At 69.3% G+C, this 17,151-nt stretch carries 18 protein-coding genes; 7 read left to right on the top strand and 11 right to left on the bottom strand.

Features of this window, described 5'->3' with window-relative positions:
- Nucleotides 1-8: 8 nt before the first annotated feature.
- The 5 genes from KY661_RS22475 to KY661_RS22455 are packed head-to-tail and all read right to left on the bottom strand — an operon-like array spanning nucleotide 9 to nucleotide 4,260.
- Nucleotides 9-770: a uroporphyrinogen-III synthase gene (locus KY661_RS22475; protein WP_225412166.1), complete on the bottom strand. Its 762-nt coding sequence runs from the start codon at nucleotides 768-770 to the stop codon at nucleotides 9-11.
- Nucleotides 771-781: 11 nt separating this feature from the next.
- Entirely contained in the window at nucleotides 782-1,726 is a 945-nt protein-coding gene (gene hemC, locus KY661_RS22470) for a hydroxymethylbilane synthase (protein ID WP_225412165.1), read from the bottom strand.
- On the bottom strand, nucleotides 1,723-3,048 hold the full coding sequence (gene hemA / locus KY661_RS22465) for a glutamyl-tRNA reductase (RefSeq protein ID WP_225412164.1): 1,326 nt from the start codon (nucleotides 3,046-3,048) through the stop codon (nucleotides 1,723-1,725). Before hemA ends, hemC begins: the two co-directional genes overlap by 4 nt.
- 2 nt (nucleotides 3,049-3,050) lie before the next feature.
- Nucleotides 3,051-3,860 carry a cytochrome C assembly family protein gene (locus KY661_RS22460; protein WP_075008075.1) on the bottom strand — a complete coding sequence of 270 codons (810 nt, stop codon included), beginning with the start codon at nucleotides 3,858-3,860 and terminating at the stop codon, nucleotides 3,051-3,053.
- Between the two features lie 34 nt (nucleotides 3,861-3,894).
- On the bottom strand, nucleotides 3,895-4,260 hold the full coding sequence (locus KY661_RS22455; RefSeq protein ID WP_225412163.1) for a hypothetical protein: 366 nt from the start codon (nucleotides 4,258-4,260) through the stop codon (nucleotides 3,895-3,897).
- A gap of 198 nt (nucleotides 4,261-4,458) precedes the next feature.
- On the opposite strand from KY661_RS22455, the gene trxA reads away from it, so the two are divergent.
- The 3 genes from trxA (at nucleotide 4,459) to mgtE (ending at nucleotide 7,079) form a co-directional block, all read left to right on the top strand.
- Nucleotides 4,459-4,791 carry a thioredoxin gene (gene trxA / locus KY661_RS22450; RefSeq protein WP_225412162.1) on the top strand — a complete coding sequence of 111 codons (333 nt, stop codon included), beginning with the start codon at nucleotides 4,459-4,461 and terminating at the stop codon, nucleotides 4,789-4,791.
- A gap of 429 nt (nucleotides 4,792-5,220) precedes the next feature.
- The gene (locus KY661_RS22445; protein WP_225412161.1) at nucleotides 5,221-5,565 is read left to right on the top strand and encodes a hypothetical protein; all 345 of its coding nucleotides are present in this window, start codon (nucleotides 5,221-5,223) and stop codon (nucleotides 5,563-5,565) included.
- Between the two features lie 134 nt (nucleotides 5,566-5,699).
- Nucleotides 5,700-7,079 (top strand): magnesium transporter, encoded by a 1,380-nt coding sequence (gene mgtE, locus KY661_RS22440; protein ID WP_075008072.1) that lies wholly within the window; start codon nucleotides 5,700-5,702, stop codon nucleotides 7,077-7,079.
- 12 nt (nucleotides 7,080-7,091) lie between these two features.
- Here mgtE and rodA read toward each other — a convergent pair whose 3' ends face one another.
- The 4 genes from rodA to mreC are packed head-to-tail and all read right to left on the bottom strand — an operon-like array spanning nucleotide 7,092 to nucleotide 11,575.
- On the bottom strand, nucleotides 7,092-8,219 hold the full coding sequence (gene rodA / locus KY661_RS22435; RefSeq protein WP_225412160.1) for a rod shape-determining protein RodA: 1,128 nt from the start codon (nucleotides 8,217-8,219) through the stop codon (nucleotides 7,092-7,094).
- A gap of 7 nt (nucleotides 8,220-8,226) precedes the next feature.
- Nucleotides 8,227-10,224 carry a penicillin-binding protein 2 gene (mrdA, locus tag KY661_RS22430; RefSeq protein ID WP_225412159.1) on the bottom strand — a complete coding sequence of 666 codons (1,998 nt, stop codon included), beginning with the start codon at nucleotides 10,222-10,224 and terminating at the stop codon, nucleotides 8,227-8,229.
- Nucleotides 10,221-10,724 carry a hypothetical protein gene (locus KY661_RS22425; protein ID WP_075008069.1) on the bottom strand — a complete coding sequence of 168 codons (504 nt, stop codon included), beginning with the start codon at nucleotides 10,722-10,724 and terminating at the stop codon, nucleotides 10,221-10,223. The genes mrdA and KY661_RS22425 overlap by 4 nt, the downstream gene beginning before the upstream one ends.
- Nucleotides 10,721-11,575, bottom strand: coding sequence for a rod shape-determining protein MreC (mreC, locus tag KY661_RS22420; RefSeq protein WP_075008068.1), 855 nt, complete (start codon nucleotides 11,573-11,575; stop codon nucleotides 10,721-10,723). Before mreC ends, KY661_RS22425 begins: the two co-directional genes overlap by 4 nt.
- A gap of 228 nt (nucleotides 11,576-11,803) precedes the next feature.
- Here mreC and KY661_RS22415 point away from each other — a divergent pair, with 228 nt between their 5' ends.
- The gene (locus KY661_RS22415) at nucleotides 11,804-13,369 is read left to right on the top strand and encodes a SurA N-terminal domain-containing protein (protein WP_225412158.1); all 1,566 of its coding nucleotides are present in this window, start codon (nucleotides 11,804-11,806) and stop codon (nucleotides 13,367-13,369) included.
- 64 nt (nucleotides 13,370-13,433) lie between these two features.
- On the opposite strand, the gene KY661_RS22410 is transcribed toward KY661_RS22415, so the two are convergent.
- Nucleotides 13,434-14,528 carry a sensor domain-containing diguanylate cyclase gene (locus KY661_RS22410; RefSeq protein ID WP_075008066.1) on the bottom strand — a complete coding sequence of 365 codons (1,095 nt, stop codon included), beginning with the start codon at nucleotides 14,526-14,528 and terminating at the stop codon, nucleotides 13,434-13,436.
- 51 nt (nucleotides 14,529-14,579) lie between these two features.
- On the opposite strand from KY661_RS22410, the gene KY661_RS22405 reads away from it, so the two are divergent.
- Nucleotides 14,580-15,176 (top strand): Maf family protein, encoded by a 597-nt coding sequence (locus KY661_RS22405; RefSeq protein ID WP_225412157.1) that lies wholly within the window; start codon nucleotides 14,580-14,582, stop codon nucleotides 15,174-15,176.
- A complete protein-coding gene (locus tag KY661_RS22400) occupies nucleotides 15,173-15,838 on the top strand; it encodes a YggS family pyridoxal phosphate-dependent enzyme (protein ID WP_225412156.1) in 666 nt (221 codons plus the stop codon). Before KY661_RS22405 ends, KY661_RS22400 begins: the two co-directional genes overlap by 4 nt.
- Before the next feature lie 21 nt (nucleotides 15,839-15,859).
- On the opposite strand, the gene KY661_RS22395 is transcribed toward KY661_RS22400, so the two are convergent.
- Nucleotides 15,860-16,069, bottom strand: coding sequence for a hypothetical protein (locus KY661_RS22395; protein ID WP_225412155.1), 210 nt, complete (start codon nucleotides 16,067-16,069; stop codon nucleotides 15,860-15,862).
- Between the two features lie 263 nt (nucleotides 16,070-16,332).
- On the opposite strand from KY661_RS22395, the gene KY661_RS22390 reads away from it, so the two are divergent.
- A complete protein-coding gene (locus tag KY661_RS22390; protein WP_398577224.1) occupies nucleotides 16,333-17,142 on the top strand; it encodes a DUF3108 domain-containing protein in 810 nt (269 codons plus the stop codon).
- Nucleotides 17,143-17,151: the final 9 nt, after the last annotated feature.

The following is a 17,151-nucleotide window of genomic DNA, read 5'->3' as shown; positions in this document are numbered from 1 at the left end:
CCGGCACTCTACCCGTGAACCGCACGGACTGTGGCGTCCACCAGCCCCTCCGAGGTGGGACGCTCGGCCACAGCCGCCACCGCCACGCCCAACCGGGCCAGGGTCCCCGCCGTCGTGGGGCCAATGGCCACCACCTTGGCTTGGCCCAGTCCTCTGGCGCCCATGGCCTCCAGGAAGAGCTCCGCCGTGCGCGGGGAGGCGAAGAGCACCACGTCCGGCGGCGTCTGCCCGAGGGCCTCGTGGGCCTCGGGCGGCAGCTCCGCCGGGGTGGACCGGTAGGCCGTGACGCGGGTGACACGCACCCCGTGCTCGCGCAGGGCGAGCTCCAGCTCCCGGCGCCCCTCCTCGCCCGCGGGCAGCAGCACCTCATCGTCCGGGTGCAGGGACTCCCGGATCGCCTCGAAGAGGCCCAGGCCGGTAGCCTCGGCGGGCTCCGCCGCCACCGTCAGGCCATAGCCTTCCGCCGTCCGCGCGGTGCGAGGGCCCACCACGGCGATTCGCACGTGGCCCAGGCGGTCCGCCGTGCCCGCCTCGCGCAGGGCCTCCATGAGCGCCTCCACGGCGAAGGGGCTCGCGAAGACGACCCACCGGTAGCGCTGAATGGACTCGGCGGCGGCAGCCAGCGGCCGCGCGTCCTCCGGCGGCCGCAGCTCCAGCACCGGAAGGCTCATCACCTCCGCGCCCTCATCCTCCAGGAGGAAGCACAGCTCCTCCACCCGTTCCTTCGGACGCGTGACCAGCACGCGCTTGCCTTCGAGTCGCCGTTCCACGGCGGCGGACTCTAGGACTTCGGACCCGGGCCCGCGCGGCCAAAATCGCGAAGAATCTCGCCCGCGCCGCGGGACAACAGTTCCTCGGCGAGCGCCTCGCCCAGCGCGTGGGCCTCCGAAATGGGGCCTCGCACCTCGCCGGCCACCACCTGGGTGCCATCCGGCCGGCCCACGAAGCCCCTCAGGTACACCCGGCCCTGCTCCAGCGTGGCATGGCCCGCCATCGGCACCGTGCACCCGCCTTCCAGCTTGGCCAGCAGCGCCCGCTCGGCCGTCACCGCGATGCGCGTCGTCTCGTCCTCCAGGGGGGCCAGCAGCGCCCTCACCTGGGCGTCCTCCGTGCGGCACTGGATGGCCAGCACCCCCTGCCCCACCGCGGGCAGGCTCACCTCGGGGGACAGCACCTCGGAGATTTCCCGCTCCAGCCCCAGGCGCTTGAGCCCGGCATGGGCCAGCACCGCGCCCGCGAGCCCCAGCTCCCGCGTCTTCTGGAGCCGCGTCTGCACGTTGCCGCGCAGGCTGACGATCTCCAGGTCCGGCCGCCGGGAGCGCAGGATGCAGCTGCGGCGCAGCGACGAGGTGCCCACCCGGGCGCCCTGGGGCAACCTTTCGAGCGTCAGCCCCGTGGGGCTGCAGAAGGCATCCCGCGGATCCTCACGCACCGGCACCGCCGCGAGCATCAGCCCCTCGGGCATCACGGACGTCATGTCCTTGAGGCTGTGCACGGCGATGTCCGCGCGGCCATCCAGGAGCGCCTGCTCGATTTCCTTCACGAACAGCCCCTTGCCGCCCACGGCGGACAGCGGGGCCGAGAGAAACCGGTCTCCCTCGGTGGTCATCTCCACCAGGGACACGGACAGCCCTGGGTGGCGCCCGGCGAGCAGCGCGCCCACGTGGCGGGCCTGCCAGAGCGCCAGCGGGCTCTGGCGGGTGGCGATTCGCACGGAGCCGCTCATCGCTTGCCCCCGCTGGCGGCGATGGCCGGGGGCGCGGCGGCCTGGGCCTCCGCGCGGGAGGCGGCCTCGTCTTCCAGTCCGAACAGCTCGGCGGCGGCCCCCGCGAGCCGGTTGCCCTCGTGCTCTGGGCCCACGGCACGCAGGCGCGCGGTGGGCTCGTGCAGCAGCTTGTTGACGATGGCGCGGCCCATGGCCTCGATGCTCTTGCGCTGCTTGTCGTTCAGTCCATCGCCCATCGCACTCAAGGTCTTCTCCACCTCCGCGCGGGCAATCTGCTCCGCCCGCTGCCGGAGCCGCGCCAGCACGGGCATGCCCTCGCGGAGCGCCCGCTCCCGCATGAAGCGGGACACCTCTTGGATGACGAGCACGCCGGCCTTCTGGGCCTCCTCGGCCCGCGCCGCCTCGTTCTCCGCCACGAACTTCTGGATGTCATCCACGTCGTAGGCATGCACCCAGTCCAGCTCCGCCACGTCCGGCGCGATGTCCCGGGGTACCGCCAGATCCACCATGAACAGGGGCCGGAACCGCCGGGACCGGCCCACCGCGCTCACGCTCTCACGGGTGAACAGCGGCACCGGCGAGGCCGTCGAGCACACCACCACGTCCGCATCCTTCAGGAGCCCATGCAGCTCCTCGAAGGGACGGGCCTCGCCGCCCACCTCGGCGGCCAGGGCCTGGGCCCGCGCCAGGGTGCGGTTGGCCACCAGCAGCCGGTGCGGCCCGGCCTGCCGCAGGTGCCGAGCGGCCAGCTCCGCCATCTCGCCGGCCCCCACCACCAGCACCGTCTTGTCCTTCAGATCGTCGAACACCTTGCTGGCCAGCGACACCGCCGCCGAGGCCATGGACGTCGAGGCCCGGCCGATGGCCGTCTCGGTGCGCACCCGCTTGGCGCAGCCGAACGCCGCCGCGAACACCCGCATCAGCGCGCTGCGCACCGAGCCCGTGCTCACGCCCAGCTCATAGGCCTCCTTCACCTGGCCCAGAATCTGCGCCTCGCCCAGCACCATGGAGTCCAGGCTCGAGGCCACGCGGAACAGGTGCTCCAGCGCCCCGGCGCCCTGGTGGGCATAGAGGTGGTGAAGCGTCTCCGGCCCGCCCAGCCGGCTCAGCTCCTCGCGCACGAGCTGGTCCGCCTGGAACAGGTCCGGGGCGCACATGTACACCTCCACCCGGTTGCAGGTGGAGACGAGCAGCACCTCGGAGGAGGGCGCCTGCGCCAGCCGCCGCAGCAACTCGGCTTGCTGGGGCTCCGGCAACGCCAGACGCTCGCGGACGTTGAGGGGGGCGGTCCGATGGGACACGCCCAGACAGAGCAGTTCCATCGCTAACGCATCCCCCCGGCAGAGAAGTCATACGACGACAGGAACGACACCAGCACCAGGCAGAACCCCGCCATCGTCAGCAGCGCGACCCGCCGGCCCCGCCACCCCACGAGCACCCTCGCCCCCGCGACCGAGGCAAACAGCCCCCAGGCCACGAAGGTGGCCACCACCTTCGCATCCATCATCCACGTCAGCCCCCGCGGCGAGCCCGCCACGAAGAAGGCCCCGGTGGCCAGGGTGATGGAAAGTGCGACGAACCCCCACACCACCAGGCGGCGGTTGAGGGTGTCCAGGAACTCCAGCGAGGGAAGCCGGGCGAAGAGCAGCCCGAAGTGCTTGCCGCGCACTTGGCGTTCCATGAGCAGGTACATCACCCCCACGCCCGCCGCGACGGCGAAGGCGGCCAGCCCCAGCAGGGCGATGCCGACATGCACCGGCAACAACGGCTGGCGCAGCGGCGCGTCCAAGGGGGCCCGCCCCTCCTGCAGCAGCAGCCCGGGCAGCAGCACCGCCACCGCCAGGGGCGTGATGAAGGCGCCGATGACGGGCTTGCGGTAGCGCACATCCAGCACGAGCCCGATGGCGAGCAGGAGGAAGGCCAGCGTGGAGAAACCCTGGGCAGCGCCCACGGGCATGATGCCCTGAGCGCCCATGGCCAGGGCCAGGGCCACGCCGTGAAGCGCCAGCCCGCCGCCCACGAGCAGGCGTCCGGCGAGGACCAACGCGTCCCACTGGCGCACCAGGTACGTCAGGTACACCAGCGCCGCGAAGGCGTAGGCATGGCAAGCAAGGGAGACCAGCGGTTGACTCATGGCGGCAGCGACATAACCCCGGGCGGCCTTTCGATCAGCCCATCTTGTTCAGGATGAAGGCAGCCAACAGATCCTCCTCGTTGCCCGCCTTCTTATCAGAGGGGCGCGGCGCCACCTCTGTGAGGTACCCGGGCACGATCTCATAGGCGGTCTCCCCCAGGAGCACCGAGTCCGCCATCTGTTCGGCCCCCAGGCTGGCGAGCTGGGCCTCGGTTTTGACCTTGGCCACCAGCTGGTGGGTGTCGTCCCCGGAAACGAGCTGCACGAAGTGGACGGCGGGGACCGTGGGGAAGCTGGCGCCCCCCTCCTCCGCCACCACCAGGTGGCCATCGCGCAGGTCGGCTTTGTCGGCCAGGGCCCACTCCTCGAGCTGGGTCTGGGGAAGGAAGAGCTTCGTCACGTCCACCAGTTTACATGAAGCCCCCCCGCTCCGGGCGGACTGTCGTGATGCCTGCCTGCTTGAAACATCCGGGCACGAGCCGCATCTGACCGGATGGAAGCGGCGAAGGGCCGCCGATTTCTTGCAGAGCCCGGGGCGGGCGTACTAGACGCGCCGCCCAGGGGCCCATGCCTTGACGAGATGACCCACGGAGGATTTATGGCAGGCGCGAACGTGCTGAACATCGGAGATGGGGATTTCACCAAGGAAGTCATCGAGTCCGACAAGCCGGTGCTCGTGGACTTCTGGGCCAGCTGGTGCGCGCCCTGCCGGGCCATCGCGCCGGCCATCGATGCGCTGGCGGATCAGTACAAGGACCAGGTCAAGGTCGCCAAGATGGACATCGACAGCAACCAGGAGACGCCCCAGAAGTACGGCATCCGCTCCATCCCCACCCTGCTCATCTTCAAGGGCGGCAAGGTCGTCGAGCAGATCGTCGGCACCGGCGGCGGCAAGGCGAAGATCGAAGAAGCGCTCAAGAAGGCGCTTTAATCGGATTCACAACCCTCGCCCGCGCGGAGCATCCTGGCTCGCGCGGGCGCGGCTCCCGGTTGTACCGGGGCGCGCGGGCGTCCCGCCTTGTGGCTCTACTCCCCTGCCTGGAGAGTGTTCGAGCCGTGAACTTCGGAACGCCACACGCATAAAACGTGCATTTCGTTCTGGAGAAACACCCGTTTTCATCCGTATTCTCTGTGACGCTCGTGCCGCGTGGGGGCTTGCCCCCCAACAGCTGCCGAGTGCCCGGCGGGAGATCATCCCCTGCGCGGGCTGTGCAACAGGCCCGGCCCACCTGTGAGTTCTGTCCACCTGGAGAGGGGTCCCCCCTCATCCAGGTGTTGACAGTTCTGTTCCCGAAGGCGAATAAGCGTTTTCTACGGTTTTCTCTGGCTTCACCTGCTATCAGGATTCTCAGGAGTATTCATGTCTCGCCCCTCTCGCAAGAATGTCACCACTTCTCCCCAGGCACTTCCCCCCGCACTCGCATCCTGGGCGGAGGCCATCGGAGATGCGATCGGCCGGGGAATGGCGCGGGCCCTTCACAACAGTGGATTGGACTCCCTGGGGGGCAGCAACAGCACCGTTCTCGGCTCCTCGTCCATGCGGCGCCGGGGGCGTCCGCCCAAGCTCGTGACGGCCGGTCCGGTTCCTCCCGAGCGCCGCTGCACCGTCTCGGGTTGCGATCGTGAGTCGCGGTCCAAGGGCCTGTGCTCGGCGCACTACCAGGCCGAACGGCGCCGCCAGCTGGCCTCCGGCAAGCCCTCCTAATCCAAGGCCCTTTCCCCTCCTGGCACGCAGCCGGGAGGGGCGCAGTAACGAAGGCGAAACGGCAGAAGAATCCCATATCGCGGGCGGCGTGTTTCATACACCATGCGCCCCCTCCACCCCGCGTGGGGACTGCGATGCTGGGAAACCTCCTCAAGCCCGAATTCGAAGAGCTGATCCGCTCCCGGGACTGGAACTCGCTGCGCGAGGCCTTCACCGAGATGGATCCGGCCGACGTGGCCGAAGTCATCGAGGATCTGCCTGCCCAGGAAAGCGGCGTGCTCTTCCGGCTCCTGCCGCGGGACATCGCCGCGCTGGTGTTCGAGTACCTCCCGCCCGGCCAGCAATCCGAGGTGGTGGGGACGCTGGCCACCGAGGAGCTGAAGAACCTGCTCAACGAGATGGCGCCGGACGACCGGACGCGTCTCCTGGAGGAGCTGCCCGCGGAGGTGACGCGGCGGGCGCTCACCTCGCTGTCGCCCACGGAGCTGAAGGTGGCGCGGCAGCTGCTCGGCTACCCCGAGAAGAGCGCCGGCCGCTACATGACGCCGGAGTACCTCACGCTGCCGGGAAACCTCTCGGCCTCCGCGGCACTCGACTACGTGCGCTCGCACGGCCAGGGGCGGGAAACCCTGCACGTGCTCTACATCGTCGATGAGAAGGGCCGGCTGCTGGACGAGGTGCGCCTGGCCTCGCTGGTGCTCTCCAAGCCAGACACCCGCGTCATCGACATCCACGACCGGCAGCTCGTCAGCATCCCGGCCACCGCGGACCGGGAGGAAGTCATCGGCTTCTTCGAGAAGTATGACCGCGTGGTGCTGCCCGTGACGGACTCCCGGGGGGTGATGCTGGGCATCATCACCGTGGACGACGTGCTCGACGTGGCCGAGGAGGAGGCCACCGAGGACATCCAGCGCATGGGCGGCATGGAGGCCCTCGAGGCCCCCTACCTGGAGAGCGGCCTGCTGGAGATGCTGCGCAAGCGCGTGGGCTGGCTCACGCTGCTGTTCCTGGGGCAGATGTTCACCGCGACGGCCATGGCGCACTACCAGGACGCCATCGCCCAGGCCGTCTTCCTGGGCACCTTCGTGCCGCTCATCATCTCCTCGGGGGGCAACTCCGGCTCCCAGGCCACCTCGCTCATCATCCGCGCGCTCGCGGTGCGCGACGTGTCGCTGCGGGACTGGTGGCGCGTGGCGATGCGCGAGAGCATCAGCGGGGTGGCGCTGGGGGTGTTCCTCGGGGTGCTGGGCGCGCTGCGCATCGCGCTGTGGCCCGGCCACGAGACGCTCTATGGCGAGCACTTCCTCTGGGTGGGCGTGGCGGTGGGCTTCAGCGTGCTGGGGGTGGTGACCTTCGGCACGCTGTGCGGCTCCATGCTGCCGTTCTTGCTGCGGCGGCTCGGGTTGGATCCGGCCACCGCGTCCGCGCCCTTCGTGGCCACGCTGGTGGACGTCACCGGCGTGGTCATCTACTTCACCGTGGCGAGCACCCTGCTGGCGGGCCGGGTGTTCTGAGGCCCCGCGCCCTTAGAACATGTGGCGGCGCATGCTGATGTTCACCAGCAGCCCGATGCTGAGCATCACCGACAGCATGGAGGAGCCGCCGTAGCTCATCAGCGGCAGGGTGATGCCCGTCACCGGCAGCAGCCCAATCACCATGCCGATGTTCTCGAACACCTGCCAGAAGAGCATGGCGGTGACGCCCACGGCCACGAAGGCCCCGAACCTGTCGCGCGCGTTGAAGCCCACGGCCAGGGCCATGGAGAACAGCCCGCCATAGAGCGCCAGCAGCACCAGGCAGGAGAGGAACCCATGCTCCTCGGCCCACACGGAGAAGATGAAGTCCGTGTGCTGCTCGGGCAGGAAGGACAGGCCCGTCTGGGTGCCCTCGCGCCAGCCCTTGCCCGTCATGCCGCCGGAGCCCACGGCGATCTTCGACTGGGCGGCGTGGTAGCCGCTGCCGCGCAGGTCCGCCTCGGGATCCAACCATCCGGAGATGCGCTGGCTCTGGTGCTTCTTGAGGTGGTGGCGGACGATCGTTGTGCGCGGCTCGGGCGAGTCGCGGATGTAGTCGTTCCAGATGATGCCCGCCCCGGCCAGCAGCCCCACCACCATCATGGCCACGAGGTACCAGCGCACCTTGCCGAAGATGAGCACCGTGAGCGAGGACAGGAAGATCATCAGCGCGGTGCCCAGGTCCGGCTGCACCAGCACGAGCACGAACGGCACGCCCACCGCCAGCACCGGCTTCCACAGCCGCCACACGTTGTAGGAGCCTTGGCCCGGCCGGAAGTCGTCGTGGTAGATCTTCGCCAGCATCAGCACCACGCCGATCTTCATGAACTCGGCGGGCTGGACGCGGATGGGCCCCAGCACGAACCAGCTCTCGGCGCCCTTGGCCTTGTGCCCCACGAAGCGCAGCGCGATGAGCGCCACGATGTTGAGCACGTAGATGGGCACCGTCATGCGCTGGATCCACCGGTAGTCCACCAGGCACACCACCAGCGCGGCCCCCAGGGCTACGCCCAGGTAGATGGTCTGGCTGTACCAGACGGGGGCATGGGGCGGCCGGGACGCCGAGGCCAGGTTCCAGATACCCAGCGCCGCGATGCCCAGGACACAGAAGAGCAGGCCCCACGGGATGTGGGGGACCATGCGGCGTTCAATGCGCAGTTGCATTCGGCAGGCCTGGGGGCGTCACGCCACGGGAGAGAATCGCACTCTCCAGGTTGGGGGCGGGAGGCAGCGTGGGGGTGTAGGGCTGGTTGGCGCGCGGCGGCGGCGAAACCGCATCCTGCGCCTTCAGGTCGAAGTACTTCTGGATGACGGCCATGCCCGTGGGCGCCGCATCCGAGCCACCATGGCCGCCGTGCTCGTTGAGCACCACCACGGCGAGCTCCGGGTTGTCCGAAGGGGCGAAGCCCGCGAACCACGCATGGTCACGCGCGAAGAACTCCATCTGGTGCGTCTTGAGCCGCACCGCGCCCAGCGTGGCCACCTGCGCGGTGCCCGTCTTGCCGGCCACCTTGATGTCCTTGAGGCGCTGGCGGTAGGCGGTGCCACCCGGCTCGTTCACCACCGCCATCAGCGAGTCCACGACCGCCTTGAGGTGCGCCGGGTTGATGTCCACCTTGCGCACCACCTGCGGCTGGAACGCCTCCATGACGTTGCCGTCCAGATCCTCGATGCGCTGCACGAGCTGCGGCTTGTACAGCGTGCCGCCGTTGGCCAGGGAGGCGTACACGAGCGCCAGCTGCAGCGGCGTCACGTTGTCATCGCCCTGGCCGACCGAGCTGTTGAGCGCCATGCCCTTGGAGTAGCCGCCCGGCGAGAGCCGGTCATGGTAGGCGGTGCTGGGCATGATGCCCGGCACCTCGGCCACCACGCCGATGCCGGTGGGGCTGCCCAGGCCCAGGGCCTTGCCCATGTCGGCGATGGGGTCCAGCCCCAGGGTGTCGGCGACCTTGTAGAACCAGGTGTCACACGAGTACTGCATCGCCTGGCGGCCCGTCACCGGACCGTGGCCACTGTCCTTGTGGCAGCGCCAGGTGCGCGCCCCGAGCTTGTAGCCGCCCGGGCAGTTCACCACCGACTCCGGCCGGAAGAGGCCCGACTTGTAGGCGGCCAGCGCCGAGATGACCTTGAAGGTGGAGCCCGGGCTGTAGTGCTCGGCGGCCACGCGGTTGATCATCGGCTGGAGCGGATCCTTGGCCAGCGCCGCCATCTGGGCCGGGGTGACGCGGCCCGTGAGCAGGTTCGGGTCAAAGCCCGGCCGGGACACCAGCGCGCGGATGAAGCCGGTGTTCACGTCGATGGCCACCACCGCGCCCGTCACGCCCGGGAAGGCCTGCTCGGCGGCTTCCTGCAGCCGCATGTCGAGCGAGAGCACGACGTTGCCACCGGCTTCCGGCTGCACCACGGAGTGGTCGCCGAGCATGACGTTCAGCTCCTCGATGGTCTGGCCTCGCGCGTTCACCACCTGCTTGCGCACCCCGTCCACGCCGCGAAGCTGGGACTCGAAGTAGCGCTCCAGACCGCGGCGGCCGATGTAGTCGCCCAGGGCGTACTTGGCGCCGTCGGCGTTGAGCCGCTCCAGCTCGTCCTGGTTGATCTCGTTCATGTAGCCGAGCACGTGCGAGAGCACCGTGCCGGCGCGGTAGTTGCGGTGCGGCACCGGCACCACTTCCACGCCATCCAGGACATCGTGCCGGGCGTTGAGCCGGTCCAGCTCGTCGCGCGTCAGGTCCACGCGCACCGGAATGGGCTGGAACGGGGCGTTGCGGCGAGCGGCGCGGACCTGATCCTCCACCTTCTGGCGCTGGTCGGCGTCCAGCGCGAGCAGCTCGGACAGCTTCGGAATGACCTGCTCGAAGCAGTGGATGCAGAAGGCCGGGGTGATGAACGCGTCGAACGAGGGACGGCTGTCCACCAGGATGGTTCCCCGGGCGTCCTTGATGACGCCGCGGTCGGCGCGGAGGCGGACCTCCTTCACGAAGTTGGCCACGCTCTTGGCGGAGTACTCCTCGCCCCGGATGAGCTGGAGCCGGTAGAGCTGCATGGCCAGCAGCACCATGCCCCCCACCATCGCCAGTCCCAGGAACAGGAAGCGGCGCTTGAGATCTCTTCCCGGCGTGGTGTTGCCCAGCGTCGGAGGCGTCACAGCAGCCCTCCCATCTGGGAACGCTCCTGGCGAACCTCGAAGCGGCGCAGCAACGGATAGAGCACCAGGGCCGCGAGCCCCGTCAGCGCCACCTGCAAGGGCAGCCCGGGCAGCACCGCCATGGCCGAGCCATCCTTCACCGTCAGCCAGCTGAAGAAGGCCGCCAGCAGGCCATGGCCGATGTCCGCGCCCATGACGAAGAGCACGAAGGCCACCACGCCGCGCACATCCACCAGCGAGTCCACCAAGCGTCCAATCAAGAAGATGAAGACCCCCAGGAACGTGAACAGCCCCGTGGGCTGGCCACTCATCAGGTCCAGCAGATAGCCCACCGCGAAGGCGGAGAAGGCCCCCTCCAGCAGAGAGGCCCTTAGGGCCAGGAACGCCAGCAGCACCACCGTCACATCGATGCGGCTGAGCACGAGGCCCGAGCGCTGCACCACCACCGACTCGAGCGTGAGCAGCACGAGCGCCAGCCCCACCGTGACCAGGAACTTCATCGCGTCCCACCCTCCAGCGACTGGGCCGCCACGCCATAGGGGCTGCCCACCACGAGCACTTCCTCGAGCTTGGTGGTGTCCACCGCGGGCACGATGTCAGCGCCCTGGAACATGCCGTGCTCCTTCTTCTCGAGGTTCGTCACGCGGCCCACCACCATGCCCGCGGGGTACACGCCATCCGTCCCGGAGGTGATGATGAGGTCTCCGTTCTCCACATCCTCGGTGCGCAGCATGTTCTCCAGAATCAGCGGTCCACTGCCCGAGCCCACCGCCGTGCCGCGGGCCCGCGAGCGCTGGACGCGCACCCCGACCCGGCTCTGCGGATCCGTCACCAGCGCCACGTCCGCATAGTGGCCCGTGGTCCGGATGACCCGGCCCACGATTCCATCCGGCGTCACCACGGACATGCCCTCGAACACCCCTTGCTTCTCCCCGCTGCTGATGCGCACCGACAACAGCTTCGCCACCGGGTTCACTCCCACCACGCGCGCGGGGATTTCCGGCCCGGGCACCGCCTCCGTGTAGCCCAGCAGCTGCCGCAGCCGTTCGTTCTCCGTCCGCGCCTCGCCCAGGGACTGCACCGCGGCGCGCAGCTGCATGTTCTCCAGCCGCAGTGCGTCATTCTCCCGCCGCACCCCGCGCAAGTCCACGTAGCCATTCACCAGCCCGATTCCCCCGTCGATGATCCAGTTGAGGCCCGACTGGAGCGGCGACGTCAGGGCGATGACGGCGCGATCCACGAAGTTGGGCTCGCGCCCTCGCCGGCCGGAGGCCAGGAAGGCCACCAACGGAACGAGCAACAGCGCGCTCACCAAGAGCAGCTGACGGTACCGCTTGAGGAGCGACAGCACGAGGAAGGAATGTCCTGTGGGGAAAGGGGGGCAACGGCAGGTTAGGGATCAGCTAACCACTCTAAATCGCTTGCATTTTCTGGGGTACTGTCCTAGGCAGTCAAGGCCTCGTTCGGGGGTGGCGGAGAACCGTTCACCTACCGGCCGGGCATCCAACAAACCCGCGCCGAGAGTCCTTCCGCGAAATCAGCGGTTGCCCGGCGCCCTACGAGAAGAAACGACGGCAACATGGACGGTATGAACGCCCGGAAGGTGCTCTCGCTGGTGGGCATTATCGCCATCGCGGTGGTGTTCGCGCTGCAGTTCGGCCCGGGAAGCTCGGGTTTCGGGTCCGCTGGCGGCCCGGTGATGCCCAGCTCCGTGGCGGTGGTCAACGGTAAGGAGATTCCCCTCCGGGACTTCAGCCGCGTCTACGCGGGGCAGCTCAACTCGCTGCGCAACCGGGGCGTGCCCATCCCCGAGTCCTATGCGCGCCAGTCGCTCCCCAGCCAGGTCATGGACCAGCTGGTGACGCGCGAGCTGCTGTCCCAGGCCGCCGAGCGCCACGGCATCGTTCCGTCCGACGACGAGCTGCGCAAGCTCATCCACGAGAACGTGGACTTCCAGAAGGACGGCCAGTTCAACTTCGAGCAGTACAAGCGCGCCCTGCGCGACTACTACCGCACCACGGAGCCCAAGTACGAGGAAGAGCTGCGCCGGCAGCTCGCCGCGCAGAAGATGCTCCAGGTGGTCAACAGCGGCGCGGTCGTCTCGGACGACGAGGTGCGCGCCCGCTTCGAGAAGGACGCCAACCAGGCCAAGGTGGTGTTCGCGCGCTTCCTGCCCACCATGTACGCGGCCCAGGTGCCCGCCCCCACCCCCGCGCAGCTCGAGGAGTTCCGCAAGGCGAGCGCCGAGCAGATCTCCTCCTATTATGAGACCAACCGCTTCATGTACCAGCAGGCCGAGCGGGCCAAGGCCCGGCAGATCCTCGTGAAGCTGGCGCCGGACGCCACCGCGCAGCAGAAGGCGGACGCGAAGGCCCGCGCCGAGGCGATCCGCCAGGAGATCACCGGCGGCAAGGACTTCGCCACCGTGGCGCGCGAGCGCACCGAGGACCCGGGCACCAAGGCCTCCGGTGGAGACCTGGGCTGGGTGGAGCGCGGCAGCCTGGAGCCCACGCTCGCCGAGGCCGTCTTCGCCCTGGCCCCCAACAGCGTCTCGGAGCCCATCGAGACGAAGCTCGGCTGGCACGTGGTGAAGGTGGAGGAGAAGCAGGCCGCCTCCGACAAGAAGCTCGACGAGGTCTCCCCGGAGATCGCCACCACGCTCTACAAGCAGCAGAAGGCGAAGGACCTGGCCAAGGCGGCGGCCGAGAAGGCGCTGGCCTCCGTGAAGGGCGGCCAGACGCTCCAGCAGCTCTTCCCTCCCGAGAAGGACGGCCAGCCGGCCCTCCAGCGCTTCGAGACGGAGACGCGGCCCGAGGCGGTGGAGACGGGCAGCTTCACCGCGGGCGGCGAGTCCGTGCCGTACCTGGGCCTGGCGCCCGCGCTGTCCACGGCGGCCTTCGCCGCGCCGGGGCCGCAGGTGCTGGATCAGGTGTTCCCGCTCAACGAGGGCTTCGTGGTGGCGCAGGTCACCGAGCGCGTGAAGCCCACCGCCGAGACGTTCACCCAGAAGAAGGACGAGCTGCGTGAGCAGACCCGCCGCGCCAAGCAGATCGAGATGACGGAGTCCTTCCTCAAGGCCCTGCGTGAGACGGGCACCGTGGTGGAGAACAACGAGGCCATCCAGAGCATCGTCGGCTCCAGCTAAGCGGCGGGCCCTTCGCGGTCAGCCCCAGGGCGGCCCTCTTCCGGAGGTGCCGCCCTTTTTGCGTTCAGGGCTCCCCCGGCTCCGGGAGGGGCTCCGGGCGTGGCCCGGCGGGCAGGGGCTCCGCGAGGCAGACGCCATCCCGGCCCCGGGCCTTCGCCGCGTACATGGCGAAGTCGGCCGCCCGGATGAGGTCCATGGCGGAGTGGGCGTGGTCCGGGAAGGTGGCCACCCCCAGGCTCGCGGTGAGGCGGATGTCGAGCCCCTGGGACTTGAGGAAGTGCTGCTCGCGGAACGCATCGCGGATGCGCCGGGCGATGGTGAGCGCCCCCTCGGGGGCCGTCTCCACCAGCATCAGCGAGAACTCGTCCCCGCCGTAGCGGAACACCAGGTCCAACTGGCGGCTGCAGCTGATGAGCAGCTCGCCCACCTCCTTCAGGAGGGCGCTGCCCACCACGTGCCCGTGGGTGTCGTTGACGTGCTTGAAGCGGTCCAGGTCCAGGAAGACCAGGGACAGCGGGTGGTGGAAGCGCTGGGAGCGCTTCACCTCGTGCTCGAGCTGCGCGCGCAGGTGCCGGGCGTTGTAGCAGCCCGTGTGCTCGTCGGTGATGGTCAGCTCCTGCACCCGCCAGAAGTTCTTCGCGTTCTCGATGGCGATGGCCGCGTAGTCCGCGATGGCCGTCAGCGTCGTCAGGTCATCCTGGGTGAAGAGCGGATCCTGCGGGCCGTTCACCAGCTCGATGATGCCCAGCACCCGCCCCCGGGCGATGAGCGGCACGGCCAGGATGGAGCGCGTGCGGAACGCCGAGGCCTTGTCGAAGCGCGGCGCGAAGGCGGGGTCTCCGCCCACGTCGTCCACCAGCCGGGCGGTGCCCGTGGAGAACACCGTGCCGGCGATGCCCTCGCCGGGCGAGAGCTGCAGGGACTTGAGGGCCTCGGCCCCCTCCCCCACGGCGATCTCGAAGTAGAGCTTTCCCGAGCGCTCGTCCTGGAGGATGAGGGACCAGTTGCGTGGCTGGAGCAAGTCACTCACCTTCTGCATCACCAGGCTGAGCACCTCCCGCAGCTCCAGCGTCGAGGTGAGCGCCTTGGCCATCTCGTTGAAAGCGGCCAGTTGCTCCACCGTCCTCTTCATGGCCGAGAGGAGATCCGCGGGATTCATCAGGGGTCCACTCCGAGGCACGGTTCTGCTAAGGGATTCGGTCCTATCGCCATGTCCACTCTAGAGGATCCTACACCCCTCGTCCTCGCTTCCGCTTCGCCGCGGCGGCGGGAACTTCTGTCCCAGCTGGGCCTGCGCTTCACCGTGGCCGCAGCGGACCTCGATGAAACCCCGCTGAAAGGTGAAGCAGCGGATACTTATGTCCTCCGGCTGGCCCGCGCCAAGGCCCAGGCCGTGGCGGGCAGGTTCCCGGGCGCCTGGGTGCTGGCCGCCGACACCACCGTGGCCCTGGGCCCGGAGTTGATGGGAAAGCCCGCGGACCCCACCGAGGCGCGCCAGATGCTCCGCCGCCTCTCGGGGCAGACGCATGCGGTCTACACAGGGGTTGCCCTCGCGGGCCGGGCCGAGGCGTCCACGGTGGTGCGCACCGCCGTCACCTTCCGGACACTGTCGGACGCGGAGATCGGCTGGTACGTGGGCACCGGCGAGCCCCTGGACAAGGCGGGGGCCTACGCGGTGCAGGGGCGCGGTGGGTTTCTCGTGGCCGCGCTGGAGGGCAGCCCCACCAACGTCATCGGCCTGCCCCTGGGGGAGACCCTGGAGCTGCTGACGCGCGCCGGCGTGCCGCTCGCTTGGAGCACCCCATGAGCGCCGTCGCGGAGCGGCTCGCGGACATCCGCGCCCGGGTGGCCGCGGCCTGTGCCCGCGCGGGGCGCCCGGTGGAGTCGGTGACGCTGGTGGCCGTGTCCAAGCTCAAGCCCGAGGCGCTCATCCGCGAGGCCTACGCGGCGGGCCAGCGGGACTTCGGGGAGAACTACGCCCAGGAGCTGCGGGACAAGTCCTCCGGGATGGAAGCGCTGGCCGGGCTGCGCTGGCACGCCATCGGCGCCCTGCAGACGAACAAGGTGAAGTACGTGGCCCGCGCCGCCCACGCCTTCCATGCGCTGGAGCGGATGGACGTGGCCCGGGAGCTGTCCAAGCGCCGCATGGAGGCCCCCCTGCCCTGCTACATCGAGGTGAACCTCGGGGGCGAGCAGAGCAAGAGCGGCCTGCGGCCCGAGGCGCTGGGGGCCTTCCTGGAGGAGGCGCGCACGCTGCCGGGCCTCCGGCTGGAGGGGTTAATGGCCCTGCCCCCGCCCACCGAGGACGGGGAGCAGGCGCGCGGCCACTTCCGGCGCCTGCGGGAGCTGGCCCGCGAGCACGGGCTCACGGGCCTCTCCATGGGGACGACGCACGACTTCGAGCTGGCCATCGAAGAGGGGGCCACGCTCGTGCGCGTCGGGACGGCCATCTTCGGCGAGCGGGACTGAGCGCGCCGAAGGGGGGAGCGCCTACAGCTCCTTGAACTTGAGCCGGCCGCTGTCGTTGATGCTCACCAGGAAGTCATTGCCGCAGTAGTTGCAGCGCAGCTCCGCCCCGTCGGCGATGGGCTCATCCGTGGGGTTGTTGGCGTTGCACGTCGGACAGTCGAACTCCTTGAGGGGCTTGCCATTGCGGCCCTTCCCCTTGCTCCCTTTGTTGTCGTCATCCTCGAAGTCCATGCGCCAACCCTCCTCACGCGAGCATTGAGCCACGGTGCCCGGGGCACCGCCTGGCACCCAGGCTAGCAGCGGAGCAATCCCACTGCCACATGCTCCCACCTCGGTAATCCCCCTTTGAATGCCGGAGACAAACCCCCGTCCGGGGAATGGTCCGCTTCCGGCAATGATTGGGGGAGGCGGTTGGCGGCGCTCAGGCCGGCTGCCTACATTCTTCGCCCTACCGGCTGTCCGGAGGGCAGGATCCCGAGCGAGGGAGCTCAGACATGCACAAGCGGTTTACAGGTGCGATGACGGGACTGCTGTCCGGATTGCTGCTGATGGCGGGCACGGCGAGTGCCCAGGTGGCCAACCCGTCCTTCGGGCCTGGCGAGCAGGCGCTCTACCGCGTCCAGTACCTGGGAGTCACTGCAGGCACCGCGCAGATCACCGTCGGCGCGCCGATGCAGCAGTGGGGTCAGAAGGTGTGGCCCATCATCTCGCTGGCGAAGACGGACTCGATGGCCAGCGCCTGGCCCATCAAGGACAAGTTCGTGACGTACTGGGGCGAGGACGGCCAGCGCTCGCTGGGCAGTGACTTCTTCGCCGACGAGAACCACAAGCGCCGCCGCCAGCGCATCCAGCTGGAGGACGGGGGCAAGTCCGCGCGGGTCATCCGGCAGAAGGAAGGCGCGCAGCCCACCGAGTCCACGCACGAGCTGCCCGAGGGCACGATGGACGTGGCCAGCGCCGCGTTCGGGCTGCGCCGCCAGGGGCTCGCCGATGGCCAGGAGTACTCCGCCCCCGTCTTCACCGGCAGCAAGAGCTTCGTGATGCGCGCCAAGGTGGAAGGCCGCCAGCAGATGAAGACGCCCATGGGGCCGCGCGAGGTGTTCCGCGTGTCCGTGCAGACGGACTTCTCCGAGAAGCTGCAGACCCGGCGCGACATCACCCTGTACTTCACGACGGACCCCAGCCATGTGCCGGTGCGCCTCGAGGCGGACTTCGTGCTGGGCACCATCGTGGCGGAACTCACCGAGTACAAACCCGGCCGCCTGCTGACGATGAACCAGGTGGCCCGCAGCACCGACGGCTAAGCCGCGAAA

The sequence above is a fragment of the Allostigmatella hybrida genome, from assembly GCF_020103775.1.
Taxonomy (GTDB): domain Bacteria; phylum Myxococcota; class Myxococcia; order Myxococcales; family Myxococcaceae; genus Hyalangium; species Hyalangium aurantiaca.
This window is presented reverse-complemented; position numbering and strand designations above follow the sequence as displayed.